This is a genomic window from Streptococcus suis, assembly GCF_002960625.1.
Taxonomy (GTDB): Bacteria; Bacillota; Bacilli; order Lactobacillales; family Streptococcaceae; genus Streptococcus; species Streptococcus suis_T.
Genome location: NZ_POJH01000048.1, coordinates 21,613 through 41,764 on the forward strand (window position 1 = coordinate 21,613; position 20,152 = coordinate 41,764).

Genomic DNA, 20,152 nt, shown 5'->3' on the forward strand with positions numbered 1-20,152 from the left:
TTTCTTTTATTCGACAGCTTTCTAATCAAGCCTTGCTAAAGAAGAAAGGAGGAGCATACTGTTTGAGGTACTCAAAACAAGACTGGGCACTTTCATTATCCTCACAGATAATCAAGCAGACATCATCGCCACAAACTGTCGCAATGATTTCAGGGATTTCCATGGCATCCAAAATAGAGCCAAAGGAATTGGCTAGACCAGGCAGGGCTTTCAAGATGACCTGATGCTGAACAGGCTTAAGCATGACCAAGGCATCTTCCATATAGAGCCGAAGGCGTTTTTCCCAGCGACTTGGAGCAATGGGGTTGATGACATAATGAGAAGAATCGTCTTCATTGACCTTGACCAAATTGAGCATCTTGATGTCGCGGGATAGGGTGGACTGGGTGACAGTTACACCGTTCAAATTGAGGAGTTCTTGTAATTCTTGTTGGGTATGAATTTTTTTCTCCATAACCAAGGACAAAATCAATTGGTGACGACTTTCAATCTTGTTCATAGGAACCTCCTACAAATATGGTTGTACACGGAAAATTCAGCAGAAAGTCTTGACTGGATTGGCCATGGACAAGGAAAGTGTCGCTATTGAAGAAACATAGCATCTCCAAAACTGAAGAAGCGGTAGCCTTCTTCAACAGCGTGTTTATAGGCTTCTAAGACAAATTCTCGGCCAGCAAAGGCAGATACCAGCATGACCAGAGTTGATTTGGGTAGGTGGAAATTGGTTGAAAAGGCATCAACGATGCGGAATTCATAGCCTGGTTTGATAAATATATTTGTCCAGCCAGCATCAGCTTCTAGTCGACCATCGAACTTATTGCCAATCGTTTCTAAGGTTCGAATAGATGTTGTACCAACTGCCACAATCCGACCGCCTGCAGCCTTGACTTGATTAAGGGTCTGGGCTGCTTCAGCAGATAGGGTGTAAAATTCCGAATGCATTTCATGTTCATCAAGATTGTCAACGGAAACAGGTCGGAAGGTGCCAAGACCGACATGAAGGGTTAGATAAACTAATTTCACTCCCTTTGCCTCAATCTTCTCAAGTAATTCTTGGGTGAAATGCAGTCCAGCAGTTGGGGCTGCGGCAGAGCCGTTTTCTTTGGCATAGACAGTTTGATAGCGCTCGCGGTCTTCCAATTTCTCATGAATGTAAGGCGGAAGGGGCATTTCTCCAAGACTTTCCAAAACTTCAAGGAAAATACCATCATAGGTGAACTCAACAATTCGTCCACCGTGTTCCAATTCTTCAATGATAGTGGCTGTCAATCTTCCATCACCAAAGGCAACCGTGGTACCGACTTTCAGGCGTTTGGCTGGCTTAGCAAGGACTTCCCACTGGTCACCTTGGGTATTTTTCAAAAGTAACAGCTCCACATGGCCATTGGTTTCTGGCTTGTATCCGTAGAGGCGAGCAGGGAGCACGCGCGTGTTGTTCATGACCAAAGCATCACCAGGGTTTAGCTGGTCAATGATGTGGTCGAAGTGGCTGTCGACCATGGTTTTCTTTTGGTGGTCGAGGATGAGTAGGCGAGAGCTGTCACGCTTCTCAAGTGGGACTTGGGCAATCAGTTCTTCAGGTAATTCAAAATCAAAATCTGCGGTATTCATGTGTTCTCCTGTTTAAATTAGTATTAAAAAATAGACGAGCAGGCCAAATGGAAGCAATAACAAGGGCAGACCAATTGAGAAAAAGATTATTTTTAGTGTTCTCGAATTGGTGATGAGATAGCCTGCCAGGCAATTCAGAATACCGAGAAAGAATAGGTATATAAGTACATTTGTCATACTTTCATTATACCATAGTTGTATTCCTAAGTCTTGGTGGACGAGAAAGAGTTAGCAATAATTTTCTAATTTATTATACTAATATTAGCAAAAAATATAATGTGAAAGGCTTGACAAAAATTGGTATATACCATATAATAGATTTATGAAATGGTCTATACCAAAAAGGAGGAAAAGCAGATGAAAGTTCATATCGTTAAGAATCAAGTGGAAGGGGCAGCTATTGCCTTTGATATTCTCAAGCAGAAAATAGCAGCTGGTGCGCAAGTTCTAGGTTTGGCAACAGGATCTAGTCCAATCGAATTTTACAAGCAGGTTCGGGAGAGCGACTTAGACTTTTCTGAGGTGACATCTGTTAACTTGGATGAGTATGTTGGTTTGGGCGAAGATAGTGACCAATCCTATGTCTATTTTATGAAAGAACATCTCTTCAATGCCAAACCATTCAAGGAAAACCATTTACCGAACGGTTTGGCTGCTGATCTTGATGCAGAGTTGGTGCGCTACAATGCCATTCTGGAAGAACATCCAGTCGATTTCCAAATCCTTGGAATTGGTCGGAATGGTCATATCGGCTTTAATGAGCCAGGTGCTTCTTTTGATGGAATTGCCCGTGTTGTTGATTTGGCGCCATCAACCATCGAAGCCAACGCTCGCTTCTTTGAAAATCCAGAAGATGTACCAAAACAAGCCATTTCGATGGGCATTGCCAACATTCTATCTGCCAAGACCATTGTTCTCATGGCCTATGGTCCTGAAAAAGCTGACGCCATTAAGGCGACAGTGGAAGGACCAGTGACGGAGCAAGTCCCAGCAAGCGTCCTTCAAAACCATGAAGATGTTGTCCTTATTATCGATGAAGCGGCAGCAAGTAAATTAGCATAATAGACAAAACCACTTTATATGAATGAACCCGCTGAAAACTTCAAGTTAATGCCTTTTCGGTGGGTCTATTTTTGTAGTCTGATCGAATAGCTATGGCCTACTGTCTAAGTCACATTCACTAAACAGCGCAAGTTGGGAGGTGAAAACTTATGCAGATAGTTTTCTGAAACTTGTTTTGCTACCCTTGATAGTCAGCCAAGCAGCAGAACGAATTGCGGAGTGGCTAATTTGTAAGTGGCAAAACAAATGCGACAATCAATCATTTATTTTTCCTTTTATTACTTTGTTAACTCGCTTGGCCGTACCTTGCATAAGTAACTTGCTTCGCAAGTAATATCTACAACCTTGTACTATCAATCGACAGTACAAGCAACCTTCAGCTCGTTGCCTCGTACTAAAAGTAAACTAAATGACCGTCACTTAGCCTGAGTGCCTTGAGCAAGCACAAAAAACACCCATGGCGACCACCGTGGGTGTTTTTCTTATGCTTAGTTTTCTGAACTTTTAAGCTCGGTTAGTGAACACATTTGTTCTTAGTTTTCAAGTGTCCAGTCTAAGTCGGGTCCAATAGGAACGATGCCGGTCGGATTGATGGTCTTGTGACTGCCGTAGTAGTGCTGCTTGATATGGTCAAAGTCAACCGTTTCTGCAATGCCAGCATGGTTGTAAATCCGTTTGGTATAATTCCACAGATTTGGATAGTCAACCAAAGCCTTGATATTGCATTTGAAATGTCCAAAGTAAACTGGATCAAACCGCACTAATGTAGTAAAGAGGCGAATATCTGCCTCAGTCAATTGATTGCCCACCAGATAGTCCTTCTCTGCCAAATGCTCTTCCAGTTTATCCAGGGCAGCAAAGAGATTGTTGACTTCTTTTTCATAGACTTTCTGATTGGTTGAAAATCCAGCCTTGTAAACACCATTGTTGATGTTTGGATAGACAAAGTCGTTCATGGCATCAATCTCGGCTTGTAGGTGTTCTGGATAGTAGTCGTCATGATTACCTGTAATGTCATTGAAAGCGGTATTGAACATGCGCATGATTTCAGCAGATTCATTGCTGACAATGGTATTAGTTTTCTTATCCCACAGGACAGGAACGGTCACCCGACCAGAGTAAGTTGGGTTAGCCTTCAAATAGACCTGATAGAGATAATCGCTGTTAAAGAGGGTATCCTTGATAACACCAGGACCATCTTCAAATGTCCAGCCATTTTCCAACATGAGTGGGTGGACGATAGAAAGCGAAATATGGTCTTCCAAGCCTTTCAGTTTTCTCATAATCAAGGTCCGACTAGCCCAAGGACAAGCCAGAGAAATATAGAGGTGGTAGCGACCTGCCTCAGCCTTGAAACCGCCCTCTCCTGTTGGGCCTGCCTGTCCGTCTGGCGTAATCCAGTTGCGAAATTGCGTGACAGTCCGGACAAACTTACCACCTGTTGATTTGGTATCATACCACTGATCGACCCATTTGCCATCTTGTAAAAGTCCCATACTATTCTCCTTTATCAAAAATAGAAAATCCATTAAACAGATTTTTATATATATCACTAATTAGTATTATAAAGTATTTCCCAATAAAGTCAAGCCAAATGATTTATGCTAGAATAGTTGTATGAGATTGGATAAATGTTTAGAAAAGGCCCAAATTGGCTCGCGCAAGCAAGTCAAGAAATTATTTAAGGCCCAGCAAATCAGCATAGATGGCCAACCGGCTCGCAGTCTTAGCCAGATCGTTGATCCTGACTTACAAGATATTCAGATTTCTGGAAGAAAGGTAGAGCTAGAAGGCTCGGTCTATTATCTTCTCCATAAGCCAAGAGGAGTGGTATCTGCAGTGACTGATAAGGAGCATGAAACTGTCATTGATTTAATTGCTCCTCAGGACCGAAGGGAAGGACTTTATCCAGTTGGGCGCTTGGACAGAGATACGGAGGGACTGGTTCTCGTGACCAACAACGGTCCTCTAGGTTATCGTATGCTCCACCCCAGCCACCATGTCGATAAACTCTACTATGTGGAGGTCAATGGACCCTTGGGGTCAGACGCACAAACCTTTTTTGCCTCGGGCGTGACCTTCTTGGGCGGTACTCGTTGCCAGCCTGCGGATTTGACCATTTTAGAGGTTTCTTTTGGACATAGCAGAGCGACCATCCAGTTGGCAGAAGGCAAATTTCATCAAGTCAAGAAGATGTTTTTAGCCTATGGTGTCAAGGTCACCTATCTCAAACGCATGGCCTTTGGCGGATTTGAATTGGGGGATTTGGAATGTGGGGCTTACCGTGAACTTACTTCAGCTGAAATCCAGCATGTATTAACCTATTTTGATTAAGGAGGCGCTTATCATGAGCATATACAAGTTTAGGGTGGAAAAACAAGATGGGACAGACCAGGCCATGAGTGATTTTCAAGGACAGGTTTTATTGATTGTCAATACGGCAACAGGCTGTGGTCTGGCTCCTCAATATAAGGAATTACAGGAACTCTACGACACCTATAAAGACCAGGGGTTTGTCGTATTGGATTTTCCTTGTAATCAATTTTTAGAGCAGGCACCAGGCTCTGCGGAGGAAATCAATCAGACCTGCAGTTTGAATTATGGGACAAATTTTCCACGTTTTGCAAAGATTGCTGTAAACGGTCCTGATGCTAGTCCGCTCTATCGTTATCTGAAAAAAGAGAAAAGGACCTTATTAGGTGGTCGCATAGAATGGAATTTTACTAAGTTTTTGGTGGATAGACAGGGGCGGGTGGTCAAACGCTATTTACCAACGACTAGCCCGCTAAGATTGAAAGCGGATATTGAACATTATTTGGCAAAAGAATAAGAAGGCTGGAAACAATCTAGCCTTCTTTTTTAAGCAACAAGAGAAAATAAGGAGCGCCAACAAGAGTGACGACCAAGCCAGTTGGAATACCTGTGCCAACCAGTAGGGACCGTGCGATAATGTCGGCTATGATGAGCAGGATGCTACCGATTAGAAAGGCTAGGGGCAGACTATACTTGTGTTGCTTGCCGACCAATTGTTTGGCCAAATGACTGGCCAAGAGGCCGATAAAGGCAGTATTGCCTACCAAGAGCGAGCTGAGGCTGGCTAGGCTTGTGGCTAAGATTAAGACGAGGATGCTTTCTTTTTGTCGATTTAGGCCCAGGCCAATTCCCAGATTGGCTTCTAGTTGCAGAATATTTAGTCTGGAGAAGCGGATAACACTAAACAGGCAGAGGACAAGCAAGCCAGGACCGACAAGGCTGATGGTCTGCCAATCATCTCCAACATATCTTCCCGACAACCAGCCTATAATACTATCTAACTTGTAGCGATCAAACCGAACCATGAGGCTAACCATGCTACTTGAAAACAAGCAAGCCAGACCAACACCCGTTAGGACCAGGCGTGTTGGTTCTAACCCTTGTCCTTTTTTATAGGCCAGTAGATAAACCAAGCCAGTAGCTAAAAATCCGCCAGCTAAAGCCAGAAGAGGCTGAGAAAGTTGGAAAGAAATATTCCAAGTAAGTGCGAGGGTTAGTAGAAGTCCAGCACCGGCATTGATACCAAGGATACCAGAATCTGCCAAGGGATTTCGAGTGAGGGTTTGAAAAAGATGTCCGCTGATTGCCAGAGCACCGCCAGCAAGAATGGAAACCATCAGACGTGGCAGACGAATTTTCCAAAAAATCAACTGGGTAGCGGAGCTAGCTTGTCCACTCATGGTAGTCAAAAGGTCGGTCAGTCCTAATTTACTGTAGCCAATAATGAGGGACAAACAGGACAAACTGATGAGCAAGAGTGAGAGGAAGAGAAAGATAGCTTTTTTCTTCATGCTTGCCATTCCCCCTTTCGAATGAGCCAGAGAAAGATTGGTAGGCCAACAAAGCTAATTAGACTGGACAGGGGAGTTTCATAAGGTGGATGGAGAGTTCGACTAATCAAATCCAACCAAACGAGAAAACCAGCACCAGCCAAGGATGAAAAAGGGAGGATATAACGGTAATCTTTGGGAAGTAGAGAGGTCAAGAGATTGGGGATAATCAAGCCGATAAAGGAGAGGGAACCGACCAGGGCAACGGAAGAAGCAGATAAGAGGACAACCATGGTCAGGAAGAAGAGGGTCATTTTCTGCGTGTTTTGTCCCAAGGTCCTGGCCACAGTATCGTCCAAACTGAGAATGGTCAAGGAATGTGCAAAGACTTGTGCCAGAAGGAGCGCCAGTAGAATAAGCGGTGCAATCCACAATAGACTGTGCCAACTAATCGAGGTCAGGCTACCTGCCTCTAGTCCGATGATGTGATTGGATAAGTCAAATAATAAGGCCATTCCTTGTCCCAAGGCTTGCACGACGGCGGTAACCATTATTCCAGCCAAAATCAAATGTAGTGGACTATTGCTATACTTATTTTGCCGGCTGAAAAAAATAACCAAGCTGGCCGTTAAGCCAGCACCTAGCAAGCAGGCGAAAAGACTGAGGAGTTCAGAAGAATGTGGCAGGAAGACCATTTTCAAAATCAGAAAGAGCCCCGCACCAGCAGGAATTCCTAGTAGTCCAGGGTCCGCCAAGCGATTGCGTGTCACAGCCTGCATGATGCTTCCCGAAGTTGCTAGACTAGCTCCAACCAAGCCAGCCACCAGTATGCGGGGTAGGCGCAAATCAATCAAAACATCTTGAAGTTCAGACTGCTTCAAGGGTGCTTTTAAGACGGAGAGAATTTGGTCATGAGTATAGGAAATAGCCCCCAAACGAAAGCCCCAGTAGGAACCCAATAAGAGTATGAAGAGAAGAAGGAAAAAAAGAGGGATAGGTGACAGACTAGCCTTGAAGCCAGCCGTAACCTCTTCCCCATTTTTTCTCTCCAAGTGTTTAAAAAACATAGAGAATCAATCCTTATTTTGTGATAGCATCTTTGAGAACCTTCAGTTGGTACTCAAGTGAAATCGGGTCATTGAAGTAGAAGGCCTTGCTATCTACCTTGATAACGTGGTTGTTTTGAACAGCTGGGAGGTTTTTCCAAACATCACTATTTAATAGACCAGCTGCGACACTTTCGTCTTCGACAGCCAAGATGATGTAGTCGCCTGCATAGTCAGGCAATACTTCTTGGGAAACAGCTAGAAAACCAGGTCCAAATACCTCATCTTTGACTTTTTGCGGAGCTGTAAAGCCGAGTTCTTGGTAGATAATTTCCCCACCACGTCCCCAGTTATTACCGAAGAGGTAGAGGTCTTGACCAAGGTAGCCCATGATAGTAAAGCTTGCTGTATCCCCAGTTGTTGCCTTGATTTCCTTTGCAGCGCTTGCTACACTTTCTTTCCAGGCAGTCTGCCATTTTTCAACAGCAGTTTCTTGACCAAAGATTTGACCAAAAACTGACAAGGTTTCAGCATAGGAGTGCTTGCCGTATTCGAGGGAAATGGTTGGAGCAATTTCAGCAAGTTGTTCGATTTTTTCATCGGTTGAACCCGTTACGATAAGGTCCGGTTCCAGCGCAGCGATGGCTTCCAAATCCTCGCCGGTAACAGCAGTAGCTCCTTTGAGTTTTTCAGAGAAGGCTGGATTTTCCAAATCATAGGAGGTAGCACCAACCACATCGAAGCCCAACTGCAACAAATAGCCAGTGTTGGCAAAGTTGAGGCTGACAACCTTTTTAGGCTGAGCTGGCACATCACCATAGTAGGAAACACCCTCGATAGTTGGCATAGCAGATAGGCTAGTCTGGTTTTCCTTTTGGGAAATAGCAGAGCAGGCAGTCAAGACTAGGACTGACAAAGCAAGACTAAGAGAAAGTAAAAACTTTTTCATGGGAACTCCTTATTTTTTTGTAGAAGGTTTTGCGTGAGTATAGGTAGCTAAAATTGGATAACCAAAGTGGCTGGCTGGTAAAATATCTGCTTCAATAGCAAATAGTTGGCGCAGGTGTTCAACCGTGATGACCTCTTCCGGACTTCCCTCTTTAAGAATGTGTCCGTCTTTCATGGCAATGATGTAGTCAGAAAAACGGGCGGCATGGTTGAGGTCATGGAGTACCATAACAATGGTTTTGCCATTATCCCGATTGAGCCTTTGTAACAACTCAAGAACTTCTAACTGGTGGTGCATATCCAGATAGGTTGTCGGTTCATCTAGAAGGATGATATCTGTATCCTGGGCTAGCGCCATGGCTATCCAAACTCGTTGCCGTTGACCACCTGAAAGGGATTGAAGAGGAGTATGGGCGAATGCCATGGTTTGCGTTTCTGTTAAAGCCCATGCAATCTTCTCTCTATCCAAATCAGTCAGTCGACCAAAGGCATTTTGATGGGGAAAGCGTCCATAGGACACTAGGTCATAGACACAGATACCGTCTAGATTTTCCTGGATCTGTGGGAGTAGGGCTAAGTGCTTGGCTACTTCCTTAGTTGGCAGTTCTTGGATGAGTTTTCCATCCAGATAAACCATTCCCTTGTCAGCAGGCAAGATACGGCTGAGAGCCTTTAATAGCGTAGATTTTCCGCACCCATTGGGACCGATAATACTACTTATCTTTCCACTCGGAATTTCAATGGACAGCTCGGATAGAACAGTTTTTTGTCCATAAGAAAGTTCTAAATCCTTGGCTGAGATGGTGACCATAAGTCCTCCTTTACTCACATTGATGTCTATTATATCATAGTTATCGGGGGAAACAAAGAGTTTTCTGACAATTTTAATTTAATAAGAATGGTTATAAAAATGCCAAAAAGTAGCAGAAATACTTGGGAAAAACAATTATATTTGTTCATAGTTTTATGCAATATCATGATAGATATAAAAATAGTGGGAGAATGATTTCAGTAGCCTTCTTCCTGACAGTGGAATAGTTGATTTGCAGTGTCCAAGAGGATGGTCGTTCTCTCTTTGTTGGTCTTCCTTGCTCTCTACTTCCTTCACTATTATTGGCTATTTTATAAGAAATATCCAGAATGACTAAATAGGGAGTGGGAAAGAACTCGACTAGTTAAAAAAGAGTTCGTCTTCCCACCCCCGCACAGTTGATTAGGTTGGATTTGGAGTGTAAAACACGAACAAATCCGCCAATCAACCACTGCGCTGAGATGTTGACACGAACTCTAAGAAGTGGTGCTAGGCTTGAGACCAGCCTCTTTATAGGTTTTATCTATATTTTTTAGCGATTTCAAGGTCGCCCGCATAGTCTTGACGCTGGTCATTGACAATCTGGTAGGCATCGGCTCCCTTGCCTGCAATGATGACGGCATCCTGAGGTGAGGTAGTCTGGCTCATAGCTGTGCGAATGGCTTCTTCACGGTCTAAGATGAACTCACTTGGTCGGGTCATGTGGGCGCGGATTTGCTGGGCAATTGCTGCAGGGTCTTCACGGTTGGGGTCATCAGCTGTCAGGATAACATCAATCTGCGGATAGTCATTGAGCAACAGACCGAAGTCCTTGCGTCTGCTTTCTCCCTTGTTCCCAGGAGCTCCCAGTATTAAAATCACTTTGCCTGTCTGGTGTTCCAAGACGACATCGATTAGCTTTTTCACACTGTCACCGTTATGGGCATAGTCTACGAAGACCTTGGCTCCGTTTTGTTGGGTCAGGACTTCCATACGACCAGGGACATTGGTTTGGGCAATCCCTGTGTGAATATCTTCCAGACTTGCGCCCAAACGAAGACAGGCCAGTCCTGCTGCGAGGGCATTTTCTTGGTTGAAGCCACCGATGAGTTGGATGTCGTAGTGGCCAGCCAATTTGCCGGTCGCTGAGAAGTCAAAACCTGCTGACTGGGTGATTTCATTTTCAGAAGCTGGACCGTAAAAGTCATGGTCTTTAGAGATGACTTGCTCTTTCACCACTTCAAAATGGTCCATGCCAGCATTGACAATAACCGCTCTGCTATTGTCCATCAAAAGCCGCTTGTGGTAGAAATAGTCCTCAAAGGTCGGGTGTTCGATGGGTCCGATATGGTCGGGGCTGATGTTGAGGAAGACGCCGACATCAAAGGTCAGCCCGTAAACCCGCTTGACCAGATAGGCCTGGCTGGACACTTCCATAATCAGGTGGGTCATGCCGTTTTGAACTGCCTCCGCCATCATGGCAATGAGGTCCAGGCTTTCAGGAGTGGTCAGGGCAGATTTGAAGAAGGTTTTGCCGTCCAGGGTAGTGTTCATGGTCGAAAGCATGGCAGGCTTGTGGTGGATGTTGAGGATGTTAAAGGCAAAATAAGCTGCTGTTGTTTTACCTTTGGTGCCGGTGAAGGCCAGGAGTTTGAGCTTTTTCTGGGGCTGACCATGAAATTCCATGGCAATTAGACTCATAGCCTGCTTGATGTCCTTGACCAGAATAGCAGGAATACCGACTTCATGGTCGATTTCAGACACATAAGAAGCAAGTCCGTTTTCAATAGCCTTTTCCAAAAATTCCTTCTTAAAGGCCAAACCCTTGGCAAAAAAGAGGGTCGTTGGGCTAACAGTCCGGCTATCATAGCTGAGAGCGTCAAACTGGACATCCGTCCAAGTGCTATCAATCTGATTATTTTGTTTGATCTGGCGGAAGTTGTTATCCGCCTTCAAGATTTCTAATACACGTTCCATTTTCATCATGTTTCTATTGTAAACCTATCGAGGATATTTGACAAGTCTGGGCTATTCTCAACTTCATTTTTCCGATTTCATATCTATTTTGGACTTCTTATATTCTAGGAGAAATATCGAAATCATGCTATAATAGACCTATGAAAAAAAATAAATTACTACTTATCGATGGCTCTTCGGTAGCCTTCCGTGCCTTCTTTGCACTTTATAACCAAATTGACCGCTTCAAGAATGCCAATGGTCTGCATACCAACGCCATTTACGGCTTCAACCTCATGCTGGACCACATGATGAAGCGGATTGAGCCGACCCACATCCTGGTGGCCTTTGACGCCGGCAAGACCACCTTCCGTACTGAGATGTACGCTGATTACAAGGCAGGGCGTGCCAAGACACCTGACGAGTTCCGCGAGCAGTTCCCCTTCATCCGTCAGATGCTGGATGCCATGGGGGTCAAGCACTATGAGTTAGCTCAGTACGAGGCAGACGATATTATCGGTACCTTGGACAAAATGGCAGAGCGGACAGACATTCCCTTCGATGTGACCATTGTCAGCGGTGACAAGGACTTGATCCAGCTGACAGACGAAAATACCGTTGTCGAGATTTCCAAGAAAGGCGTAGCCGAATTCGAAGAATTTACACCAGCCTACCTCATGGAAAAAATGGGTATCACTCCTGCTCAGTTTATCGACCTCAAGGCCCTCATGGGCGATAAGTCCGATAACATCCCTGGCGTGACCAAGATTGGTGAGAAGACAGGTCTCAAACTCCTGATTGAACACGGGTCACTAGACGGCATTTACGAAAACATCGACAGCATGAAAGCGTCGAAGATGAAAGAAAACCTGATTGCTGATAAGGAGCAGGCATTTCTATCTCGGACCCTTGCCACCATTGATACCAATGCTCCTATTGAAATCGGACTGGATGACCTGATCTATGAAGGTCCCAAGGTAGAAGAACTCGGTCAATTCTACGACGACATGGGCTTCAAGCAGTTGCGGGCTCAGTTGGGAACTAGTGCTGAGGAAGAACTTCCTGCAGTCGAGTTTCAAACAGTCACCGAATTGACTGAGGACATGCTGCAGGCAGACCAATTTTTCTATTTTGAAATCTTAGGTGAAAACTACCATCGAGAAGACTTGGTGGGACTGGCCTGGGGAGATAAGGAGCAGATTTATGTCGGAGGACCAGAGCTGCTGGACAGTCCAATCTTGCGTGATTTCCTTGAAAACCAGACCATCAAAACCTATGACTTCAAGCGTGGAAAAGTCCTCCTAGCCCGTCAAGGCTTGGACTTGCCGTTGGCTAGCTTTGATAGCCGTCTGGCAAAGTACCTCCTGTCAACAGTCGAAGACAATGCCATCACCACTATTGCCAACCTCTATGGTCAAACTCGTTTAGTGCCCGACGAAGTTGTTTATGGTAAGGGAGCAAAATTGGCCCTCCCAGAACGAGCAGAATACTTCCCTCATCTTGCCAACAAGCTACAGGTTCTTATCGAAACAGAAGCAGTCATGCTGGAAAAACTGGAAGAAAACCAGCAAGTTTCCCTTCTTTTTGACATGGAATTACCCCTAGCAAATGTCCTAGCAAAGATGGAAATTACAGGAATCAAGGTTCAAAAAGAAACCTTGCAGACCATGCAGGATGAAAATGAAGTCTTGATTGAACAGCTAACCAAGGAAATCTATGAGTTAGCAGGTCAGGAGTTTAATATCAATTCACCAAAACAACTGGGAACGATTCTCTTTGAAGACATGGGCTTGCCTTTGGAATACACCAAGAAAACCAAGACAGGCTACTCAACTGCAGTGGATGTTCTAGAACGCTTGGCCCCAATCGCTCCAGTCGTTTCCAAGATTTTGGACTACCGTCAGATTACCAAGCTTCAGTCAACCTATGTCATCGGCTTGCAGGATGCGATTTTAGAAGACGGCAAGATCCATACTCGTTATGTACAGGATTTGACTCAGACAGGTCGTCTGTCTTCGACGGACCCTAACCTGCAAAATATCCCTGTCCGATTGGAGCAAGGCCGCTTGATTCGTAAGGCTTTTGTACCTTCGCTTGATGACAGTGTTCTTCTGGCTTCGGATTACTCACAGATTGAATTGCGCGTCTTGGCGCATATTTCTCAAGATGAGCACCTGATTGAAGCCTTCAAACGAGGCGATGATATCCATACCTCTACAGCCATGCGGGTCTTCGGCATTGAAAAAGCAGAAGATGTGACAGCAAATGACCGCCGCAATGCCAAGGCAGTAAACTTTGGAGTGGTTTACGGTATCTCAGACTTTGGCTTGTCCAATAACTTGGGCATTACCCGTAAGGAAGCCAAGGACTATATTGATACCTATTTTGAACGCTTCCCAGGTATCAAGAACTACATGGAAACCATTGTGCGTGAGGCGCGTGATAAGGGATATGTAGAAACCATCTACAAGCGCCGTCGAGAATTACCAGATATTAACTCACGCAATTTCAACGTCCGAAATTTTGCCGAGCGAACAGCCATCAACTCCCCAATCCAAGGATCCGCTGCTGATATCCTCAAGGTGGCCATGATCAACTTGGACAAGGCCATTGAAGAAGCAGGTTTGACAGCTCGCTTGCTCCTGCAAGTCCATGACGAAATTGTCTTGGAAGTGCCGAAAGCAGAATTGGAAACAGTAAAAAAATTAGTAAAAGAAACCATGGAATCAGCCATTGCTCTGTCTGTCCCATTGATTGCGGATGAAAATGATGGTCAGACTTGGTATGAAGCCAAATAGAAAGGAATGACATGAAAAAAACCTTAGTATGTATTGGATTATGTAGCTTGCTATTAGCAGGCTGTGGAGAAAAGACAGAAAATAAGGGCACCAACCCTTCTGGAGCTGATTTTTCAACACAATTACCTATTTTGAAAGAAAAACAGGACACCACCAACGAAACCATGAATGTTCTTGCCAATGCACCTCTTGTGGTGGTTAATGCCAATCCACCAGCAGACGAGACGCAAAAAGGCCACAAGATTCATGCAGCCAATAATGGAGTTGCTGAAAAGGATGAAGCTGGTAATATCAAGGAGTATTTCCGATATTATGATGTACCAGCCAACTGGACCATCAACGCTGAGAATACAGAAGACGAAACCATTGCAGCAGTCTACGATGTCAAAGTAGGATCGAGCAACTTTATGGTCCAGCTTTACAATATCAATGCCTTTAATACCTCACCTCTTGAAGAAGGTCGCAATATGACCCCTGAGGAATTGGAAGCTCGTATGGCTGAAACCAACCATTCATTTGTTGAAAAAACCATCGTCACCATTAACGGTCAAGAATGGCAGGCAGGTCGACAAATCATGAAAGACCAAAAAATGGCCCGTATTACCTTCTATCGCATGGAATCAACAGGTGCCTATGACGACTCTGTTGTAGTAGGCTCTATCTATTACTCGCTCGACCCAGGCTTGGATAAGGATCGGACCAACCTCAAGCAGACCATCGGTCAGCTCAAGGATGTTCTCTACAATATTTCTAAGAAATAAATGAAATGACCGTTTTGCTAATCTAGTTGTCAAATGATAAGGAGCTCGTGATGACCTACTCATTTCAAAATCCCAGTCAAGAACAAATTTTTACTTACCTGAAGAATGCCAAGACCATTGCAGTCGTTGGCTTATCTAGCCGTGAAGAAACAGCAGCTTATCGGGTGTCCAAGCTCATGCAAGAAGCAGGTTATAAGATTATCCCAGTCAATCCAAGAGCAGCAGGTGAGACTATCCTCGGAGAAAAGGTTTATGCTAGCCTTTTGGACCTTGACCAGCCGATCGATATTGTCAATGTTTTTCGTCGCTCTGAGTTTTTAGCTGATGTGGCGCGTGAGTTTGTCCAGACAGAAGCACAGGTCTTTTGGGCTCAGCTTGGATTGGAAAGCCAAGAAGCAGAAGAAATATTGCGCCAGGCTGGTCGCAATGACCTTGTCATGAACAAGTGTATCAAAATTGAATACTTAGATATGCAGGAAGCTTCATGATCGGATAGTCGGAGGTGGTATTGATGAAATTGCTTGCCAAATATCTTACCTATTTGAGCCTATCTGCTATCCTGTTGGTTAGCCTACTAGCCTGTTCTAGCCAGACCTCATCAGTAGATAGGAGTTCAACAAGTTCGAGCAGTTCTACAAAAACAAGCTCCTCAAGCAACACTTCAACGAGCAAGCAGGTAGAAACGACTGGCTCATCATCCACGGTTTCAAGTACAAGTAGTAGCCCTAGCTCAAGCCTGGCTGACGAGAGTTCCAGTCAAACCCAGACCAGTCAGTCAGAGGAGAACAGTCAGGTTCTTGTTCCTAGCCAACCAGCGTTACATCCCAATTACCAAGCTATCTTGAATACCTACAGCAAGTGGATAAACCTATTGAGAAGTGGCGGAACCTTTGATGATCCAACAGTGGAAGAAGGCTATTTAAAGAATATAGATCCCCAGGTTTCATTCTACTATGCCCTCTATGATATTGATGGGAATGGTCAGGCAGAACTCTTACTGGCGACAGGTGGGGAGCACATGTTTGTCTTTTCCATTTGGGGAAATGAAGCCTATCCAACCCGCTTGGTTTCCAAAGAAAATGTACGGGTATATGTAGATATTTTCGAGAATGGCTTAATCAGTAGTTTCTTCTTGGACGGCTATCGACCAGAAAGTGAGGGAACGATTTTCAGAATGGCTACTGACGGCAGTCAGGCCTATACAGTTGGAACATTTATTCTCAATAGCCAAACAGGACAGGTGACTTCCCAAGGACCAGAAGTCCTGCCAGATAGAAGCACGGCTATTCAAGATGGATTAAACTGGTACTTATTGCAATAATCATATCAGGCACCCAGAATGTTCTGGGGCCTTTTCTTAACGTTTTCTTAAACCATTTTTAAAATAGCCATAATTGGAGATTTTTTACTTGCCTTTCCAAGTTTTAGCATGCTATAATTGGAAATCACTATTTGAAAATAAATTGAAAACGTATGTTTTTAAAATTAGAAATGAGGAAATCATGAAGAAAAACTAACAGCAGCCTTGATTGCCCTACTTGCCTTGGCGGCAGTAGCCTATAATAGCTTCTTGCTCTTTTTCCAGACGGATACGGTGACGAGCAATAATCAAACAGCTACAAGTTCTAGCCAGACAAGTTCCACCAGTTTAGCCAGTGCCAGTAGTGAAAATAGCACAGGCGGTGAAGCTAGTAGCGCTACAAGCTCTAGTCAATCAGCAGGCTTGACAGACGGTACCTATACAGGTGCAGTAACATCGACCAATCGAGGAGACTACCAGGTTCAGTTAACCGTTTCAGGTGGAAGTATCAGCGATATTACCATCTTGCAATATCCAAATGATAACCCACAATCTCAAGAAATCAATGACGGTGCCCTACCAACCTATGTTGCAGAAGCTATCTCGAATCAATCAGCCCAAGTCAACCAAATTTCAGGTGCAACAGAAGCCTACAAAGGCTTTACAGGTTCCTTGCAAGATGCCCTTAACCAAGCCTCATGATAAACATCATCAACCGAACAGTTGAAGCCATGACCCTGCCCTTTACCATTAGTCTGGCAACGACACAAACCCGTCAACTGGAAGATGAGTTGGAAAGACTGAGTTCGACAATACTGAGCGAGCTAGAGCGTTTGGAGGAAAAATTTTCAGCCTTTCGCTCGACATCAATGGTCTGTCGCTTTCAAAATGGGGATAACAGCGTCTTACTAGACAATGAATTCCAAGAAGTTTTTGCCTTGGCAGAGATGGCCTATCAAGAAACGGATGGCGCATTTGATCCCTACTACAAGGGGGGCTATGATCCGACAGGTCTGGTCAAGGGTTGGGTGATTGAAGAGATTTTTAAAACAACATTGCTTCCCTATCTTCAACACCCAGATGTTGAAGCAGTCTGCCTAAATGGTGGTGGAGATATGCAGTTTGCGACCAAGGAAGCAAGTGCTTTTGTCTGGAAAATTGGTATTGAAAATCCTGAAAACCTACAGGAAATGCTAGCCGTCTTTACAGCCAAGAATGGAGCCATCGCCACATCTGGTTATAGCAAACGAGGGCAACATATTCAATCCAAGAATGACCTCCAACAGATAACTATTATGGACACTAGTTTAACGAGAGCTGATGTCTGGGCTACAGCTGGATTAAGTATGCCAGAAAACAAATTGGTCCAAGCCATCGCTCACCACCAACTCAGTGGTTTGTATATCAAGCCGCAACAGCTACAATTTTTTCAAAAAGGAGAATTTATTTCGTGATTAAGAAAAATAACTATGCTTTAGGATTGGCCTGGATGGTTGCCCTATTCATCCTACCATTTCCATTTATCTATACCTTCGTGACGGGAATGCCTGCGGGCTACGGTCAAATGAAGGTCAGCATCGCCTTGGGTATCGTGGCTTATGTCTGGATGCTCTTAGCGATTTACATTGTAAGTGGCTAGATCGGTTGATTGGCCTGCCAGCAGCCTATATGATTCACGGTATTCTCAGTCTGGTGGCCATATACTTCTCCTTCATGCATAAGAACCTGTTACCATCTTACGGCTTGATTGAGCAGACTGGTAATATCGCCTTTCTCATCTTCCTGTCCTTAGCCATTTATTCAATGGTCTTCATGGCAGGATGGTTAACATCTAGAATTCGTTTCCTTGCTAACCTAAAACGCAAACTGGAAACTACCTTCAAACACGAAGTGTCAGTATGGCTCCATCGCTTGAACTTGTTGGCAACCTTCTTGATTTTTGTCCATGTTCAGTTGATTGATTATATCCGTACAAATACCAGCTTTATGGCGGTCTTCTACTTAGCTTCTGGCTTTGTATTCCTGTCATATCTCTGGGCTAAATTCAAGCCAAATGCAAAAGGCTACACGGCTAAATTAGTCGAAAATCGTGAAATTGCTGACAATATTTATGAATTGCATATTCAATTACCTAAAGGTAAATCGGCTAAGTTAAGAGCGGGAGATTTTGTCTTCATTTCCTTCCCAGGTGTCAAGGGCTTGGCGGAGCCTCATCCCTTCTCCCTTGTCAATGCTCCTGACCGAAATGACCAGATTACCTTGGCCATTCGTGGAGATGGTGATTTTACCCGCACCCTACAAACAGTGTCAGCTCCAGCCCGTGTCCGAGTGGATGGTGGCTATGGAATGTTCCAAACGGTCGTAGAAGACCAGCAACCAAAGAACATTATCATGATTTCAGGTGGTATCGGTATTACGCCCTTGCTGTCGCTCATTGATTAATTCCCAGAAATTGATACCACGGTCTTTCACGGTGCCACAACTGAGGCAGCCTTGATTTACGAAGAAAAATTCACATCTTGGGAAGCAGAAAGGGATAATTTTAGAGCTATCCGCAAAATCGGTGCCTTTGAAGAAGCAGAAGTCTTGTCTGCACTGCCACATGACTTTGATGCATTGACAGTCTTGGTGTCAGGACCTCCGGCAATGGCCCGGCACTGGATCAAGACCTTGGCCAAAAACGGAGTGCCAAAGACACATATTTTCTATGAAGAATTTGGATGGTAATGCTTCTAGCTGACCGATGCTAAACCTCTTCCATCTACCCTGTTAAAGTTGGTTTCTATTGAAACTGACTTTTTTTATGGACAAAAAAAGCCCAGCGTTTGACGTTGGACCCTGTGGTGACTGAAGAAGAGGAATGTTAGAATTGGAATAAGCTACTACACATGGCGTAAAAAATAGAAAGGAAGAAACCTATTTCAATTCTAAAGATGTAAGAATATACACTTATCATTCCTCAGTTGATAGTATAACATAAAACTATATAGAATTCCAATATTTTTACCTTTTTTTTTTTTTAATTATCGACACAAATTGAAAAAAGGTCGATTTTATGCATTTTTTGAATAACAGAAAAGAAGCTGATTTCAGTCAACTTCTTCACTAGTATTCATAAAATATTTTTTATAGAAAAAGAATAGTCAACTCTTTTAACTATAGATGAATATTATACGAAAATAGATTATGTTATCGTTAGATTATTCATAAACGTAGTTCATTTTTTTAGCATGATCATCCAAAATGCCTTCATGGAAGTAAGACTGTGCTAGGTAGTGGTAGGGCAAAACATACAGACCGGCTAGACCAAAGGTGATGATGCTCAGCACATACCAACCGACAAAGGACAAATCCAAGGTGAAGCGTTTGAACTTATAGCCTTTCATCAATTTTCGGCTGCTCTTGATAATCGAATAGGCACCGGTGTATTCCTCACGCTCTAATTGCTCAAATAAGATAAATTCTACCTGAGAGTAGGCATAGATTTGTGGAATATAAATAGCAAATCCAATGATGGTGAGGAAAAGACCGACAATCAGGAAACTCCCTAGTAGGGCTAGAATATCCTGAGGAATAAGGTTTGGGTCGGTTAGACCTGTTGAAACGACTATGCTGGCTGAAACAATGGTAGCTCCAATCACTAGACCAATCCCAAAATAGAAGAGAAACCCCCAAAGAAAGATAAGGAAACTCTTTAAGATATAGGTCCTAATGATCTTTCCAAAATCCTTGTGGTAAAAGATACTGACGCAGTCCTTATATGACACTGCTTGCTTGGCATTTTTTGTGACTTGAAACAAGGTCCAAAGGACAGATAGTTGAAGTAAGCCGAGTAATAATCCATAGAATAAAGGAAACAAGGAGGTAGAAATAAGGTAACCTGGACTAAGGATTTCCTCAGGTGTCAGGCCTGCAAGACTATTGCGAGAAGCAGAAAATAATTGAACGATAACAGATATGGCGACGGGAATTGCTGCTACTTGATAAATGCCTGTTGTATCATTTAAAGTATGCCTCGCCTTTTCCCGAATCTCAGAAATTGTAAACATCTACATAACCTCCTTACTCAACATTGTA

The 20,152-nt window shown here is 43.9% G+C and carries 21 protein-coding genes; 12 read left to right on the forward strand and 9 right to left on the reverse strand.

Annotated features, from left to right (window positions below):
- Positions 1-25 precede the first annotated feature (25 nt).
- Both C1G49_RS10095 and queA read right to left on the reverse strand, forming a co-directional pair.
- Positions 26-499, reverse strand: coding sequence for an arginine repressor (locus C1G49_RS10095; RefSeq protein WP_105118366.1), 474 nt, complete (start codon positions 497-499; stop codon positions 26-28).
- 83 nt (positions 500-582) lie between these two features.
- On the reverse strand, positions 583-1,611 hold the full coding sequence (gene queA, locus C1G49_RS10100; RefSeq protein ID WP_105118367.1) for a tRNA preQ1(34) S-adenosylmethionine ribosyltransferase-isomerase QueA: 1,029 nt from the start codon (positions 1,609-1,611) through the stop codon (positions 583-585).
- A gap of 357 nt (positions 1,612-1,968) precedes the next feature.
- Here queA and C1G49_RS10105 point away from each other — a divergent pair, with 357 nt between their 5' ends.
- Entirely contained in the window at positions 1,969-2,673 is a 705-nt protein-coding gene (locus C1G49_RS10105) for a glucosamine-6-phosphate deaminase (protein WP_105125563.1), read from the forward strand.
- A 533-nt stretch (positions 2,674-3,206) separates the two neighbouring features.
- On the opposite strand, the gene C1G49_RS10110 is transcribed toward C1G49_RS10105, so the two are convergent.
- The gene (locus C1G49_RS10110) at positions 3,207-4,169 is read right to left on the reverse strand and encodes a glutathione S-transferase family protein (RefSeq protein WP_105125564.1); all 963 of its coding nucleotides are present in this window, start codon (positions 4,167-4,169) and stop codon (positions 3,207-3,209) included.
- A gap of 121 nt (positions 4,170-4,290) precedes the next feature.
- Between C1G49_RS10110 and C1G49_RS10115 the strand changes: the two genes are divergently transcribed.
- Positions 4,291-5,007: a pseudouridine synthase gene (locus C1G49_RS10115; protein WP_105125565.1), complete on the forward strand. Its 717-nt coding sequence runs from the start codon at positions 4,291-4,293 to the stop codon at positions 5,005-5,007.
- A gap of 13 nt (positions 5,008-5,020) precedes the next feature.
- A complete protein-coding gene (locus tag C1G49_RS10120; RefSeq protein ID WP_105125566.1) occupies positions 5,021-5,503 on the forward strand; it encodes a glutathione peroxidase in 483 nt (160 codons plus the stop codon).
- Between the two features lie 16 nt (positions 5,504-5,519).
- On the opposite strand, the gene C1G49_RS10125 is transcribed toward C1G49_RS10120, so the two are convergent.
- The 5 genes from C1G49_RS10125 to C1G49_RS10145 all read right to left on the reverse strand — a co-directional run bounded on the left by C1G49_RS10125 (position 5,520) and on the right by C1G49_RS10145 (position 11,246).
- Entirely contained in the window at positions 5,520-6,497 is a 978-nt protein-coding gene (locus C1G49_RS10125; RefSeq protein WP_105125567.1) for a FecCD family ABC transporter permease, read from the reverse strand.
- On the reverse strand, positions 6,494-7,543 hold the full coding sequence (locus C1G49_RS10130) for a FecCD family ABC transporter permease (protein ID WP_105125568.1): 1,050 nt from the start codon (positions 7,541-7,543) through the stop codon (positions 6,494-6,496). Before C1G49_RS10130 ends, C1G49_RS10125 begins: the two co-directional genes overlap by 4 nt.
- A 13-nt stretch (positions 7,544-7,556) precedes the next feature.
- A complete protein-coding gene (locus C1G49_RS10135; RefSeq protein ID WP_105125569.1) occupies positions 7,557-8,471 on the reverse strand; it encodes an iron-hydroxamate ABC transporter substrate-binding protein in 915 nt (304 codons plus the stop codon).
- A gap of 9 nt (positions 8,472-8,480) precedes the next feature.
- Positions 8,481-9,281 (reverse strand): ABC transporter ATP-binding protein, encoded by an 801-nt coding sequence (locus C1G49_RS10140; protein ID WP_105125570.1) that lies wholly within the window; start codon positions 9,279-9,281, stop codon positions 8,481-8,483.
- A 519-nt stretch (positions 9,282-9,800) separates the two neighbouring features.
- Positions 9,801-11,246, reverse strand: coding sequence for a UDP-N-acetylmuramoyl-L-alanyl-D-glutamate--L-lysine ligase (locus C1G49_RS10145; protein WP_105125571.1), 1,446 nt, complete (start codon positions 11,244-11,246; stop codon positions 9,801-9,803).
- Positions 11,247-11,377: 131 nt separating this feature from the next.
- Between C1G49_RS10145 and polA the strand changes: the two genes are divergently transcribed.
- The 9 genes from polA to C1G49_RS11335 all read left to right on the forward strand — a co-directional run bounded on the left by polA (position 11,378) and on the right by C1G49_RS11335 (position 18,802).
- Entirely contained in the window at positions 11,378-14,014 is a 2,637-nt protein-coding gene (gene polA, locus C1G49_RS10150; protein WP_105125572.1) for a DNA polymerase I, read from the forward strand.
- Between the two features lie 11 nt (positions 14,015-14,025).
- Entirely contained in the window at positions 14,026-14,775 is a 750-nt protein-coding gene (locus C1G49_RS10155) for a glucose-6-phosphate isomerase (RefSeq protein WP_105125573.1), read from the forward strand.
- Between the two features lie 50 nt (positions 14,776-14,825).
- Positions 14,826-15,263, forward strand: coding sequence for a CoA-binding protein (locus tag C1G49_RS10160; protein ID WP_105114663.1), 438 nt, complete (start codon positions 14,826-14,828; stop codon positions 15,261-15,263).
- A 23-nt stretch (positions 15,264-15,286) separates the two neighbouring features.
- Positions 15,287-16,096, forward strand: a complete 810-nt coding sequence (locus C1G49_RS10165; protein ID WP_105125574.1) for a hypothetical protein — start codon at positions 15,287-15,289, stop codon at positions 16,094-16,096.
- A 204-nt stretch (positions 16,097-16,300) separates the two neighbouring features.
- Positions 16,301-16,777 (forward strand): FMN-binding protein, encoded by a 477-nt coding sequence (locus C1G49_RS10170; protein WP_105125575.1) that lies wholly within the window; start codon positions 16,301-16,303, stop codon positions 16,775-16,777.
- Positions 16,774-17,529, forward strand: coding sequence for an FAD:protein FMN transferase (locus tag C1G49_RS10175; protein WP_105125576.1), 756 nt, complete (start codon positions 16,774-16,776; stop codon positions 17,527-17,529). Before C1G49_RS10170 ends, C1G49_RS10175 begins: the two co-directional genes overlap by 4 nt.
- A complete protein-coding gene (locus C1G49_RS11325; protein ID WP_238595877.1) occupies positions 17,526-17,714 on the forward strand; it encodes a hypothetical protein in 189 nt (62 codons plus the stop codon). The genes C1G49_RS10175 and C1G49_RS11325 overlap by 4 nt, the downstream gene beginning before the upstream one ends.
- A gap of 29 nt (positions 17,715-17,743) precedes the next feature.
- The gene (locus C1G49_RS11330; RefSeq protein ID WP_238595878.1) at positions 17,744-18,517 is read left to right on the forward strand and encodes an FAD-binding oxidoreductase; all 774 of its coding nucleotides are present in this window, start codon (positions 17,744-17,746) and stop codon (positions 18,515-18,517) included.
- A gap of 51 nt (positions 18,518-18,568) precedes the next feature.
- Complete coding sequence (locus C1G49_RS11335) at positions 18,569-18,802, forward strand: hypothetical protein (RefSeq protein WP_238595879.1); 234 nt, start codon at positions 18,569-18,571, stop codon at positions 18,800-18,802.
- A 473-nt stretch (positions 18,803-19,275) separates the two neighbouring features.
- On the opposite strand, the gene C1G49_RS10185 is transcribed toward C1G49_RS11335, so the two are convergent.
- The gene (locus C1G49_RS10185) at positions 19,276-20,124 is read right to left on the reverse strand and encodes a DUF975 family protein (protein ID WP_105125577.1); all 849 of its coding nucleotides are present in this window, start codon (positions 20,122-20,124) and stop codon (positions 19,276-19,278) included.
- Positions 20,125-20,152: the final 28 nt, after the last annotated feature.

What these genes read in the sequence shown, in the direction of transcription:
- C1G49_RS10095 (WP_105118366.1), bottom strand. Translation starts at nt 499, where the DNA reads ATGAACAAGATTGAAAGTCGTCACCAATTGATTTTGTCCTTGGTTATG.
- queA (WP_105118367.1), bottom strand. Translation starts at nt 1,611, where the DNA reads ATGAATACCGCAGATTTTGATTTTGAATTACCTGAAGAACTGATTGCC.
- C1G49_RS10105 (WP_105125563.1), top strand. Translation starts at nt 1,969, where the DNA reads ATGAAAGTTCATATCGTTAAGAATCAAGTGGAAGGGGCAGCTATTGCC.
- C1G49_RS10110 (WP_105125564.1), bottom strand. Translation starts at nt 4,169, where the DNA reads ATGGGACTTTTACAAGATGGCAAATGGGTCGATCAGTGGTATGATACC.
- C1G49_RS10115 (WP_105125565.1), top strand. Translation starts at nt 4,291, where the DNA reads ATGAGATTGGATAAATGTTTAGAAAAGGCCCAAATTGGCTCGCGCAAG.
- C1G49_RS10120 (WP_105125566.1), top strand. Translation starts at nt 5,021, where the DNA reads ATGAGCATATACAAGTTTAGGGTGGAAAAACAAGATGGGACAGACCAG.
- C1G49_RS10125 (WP_105125567.1), bottom strand. Translation starts at nt 6,497, where the DNA reads ATGAAGAAAAAAGCTATCTTTCTCTTCCTCTCACTCTTGCTCATCAGT.
- C1G49_RS10130 (WP_105125568.1), bottom strand. Translation starts at nt 7,543, where the DNA reads ATGTTTTTTAAACACTTGGAGAGAAAAAATGGGGAAGAGGTTACGGCT.
- C1G49_RS10135 (WP_105125569.1), bottom strand. Translation starts at nt 8,471, where the DNA reads ATGAAAAAGTTTTTACTTTCTCTTAGTCTTGCTTTGTCAGTCCTAGTC.
- C1G49_RS10140 (WP_105125570.1), bottom strand. Translation starts at nt 9,281, where the DNA reads ATGGTCACCATCTCAGCCAAGGATTTAGAACTTTCTTATGGACAAAAA.
- C1G49_RS10145 (WP_105125571.1), bottom strand. Translation starts at nt 11,246, where the DNA reads ATGATGAAAATGGAACGTGTATTAGAAATCTTGAAGGCGGATAACAAC.
- polA (WP_105125572.1), top strand. Translation starts at nt 11,378, where the DNA reads ATGAAAAAAAATAAATTACTACTTATCGATGGCTCTTCGGTAGCCTTC.
- C1G49_RS10155 (WP_105125573.1), top strand. Translation starts at nt 14,026, where the DNA reads ATGAAAAAAACCTTAGTATGTATTGGATTATGTAGCTTGCTATTAGCA.
- C1G49_RS10160 (WP_105114663.1), top strand. Translation starts at nt 14,826, where the DNA reads ATGACCTACTCATTTCAAAATCCCAGTCAAGAACAAATTTTTACTTAC.
- C1G49_RS10165 (WP_105125574.1), top strand. Translation starts at nt 15,287, where the DNA reads ATGAAATTGCTTGCCAAATATCTTACCTATTTGAGCCTATCTGCTATC.
- C1G49_RS10175 (WP_105125576.1), top strand. Translation starts at nt 16,774, where the DNA reads ATGATAAACATCATCAACCGAACAGTTGAAGCCATGACCCTGCCCTTT.
- C1G49_RS11330 (WP_238595878.1), top strand. Translation starts at nt 17,744, where the DNA reads ATGATTCACGGTATTCTCAGTCTGGTGGCCATATACTTCTCCTTCATG.
- C1G49_RS10185 (WP_105125577.1), bottom strand. Translation starts at nt 20,124, where the DNA reads ATGTTTACAATTTCTGAGATTCGGGAAAAGGCGAGGCATACTTTAAAT.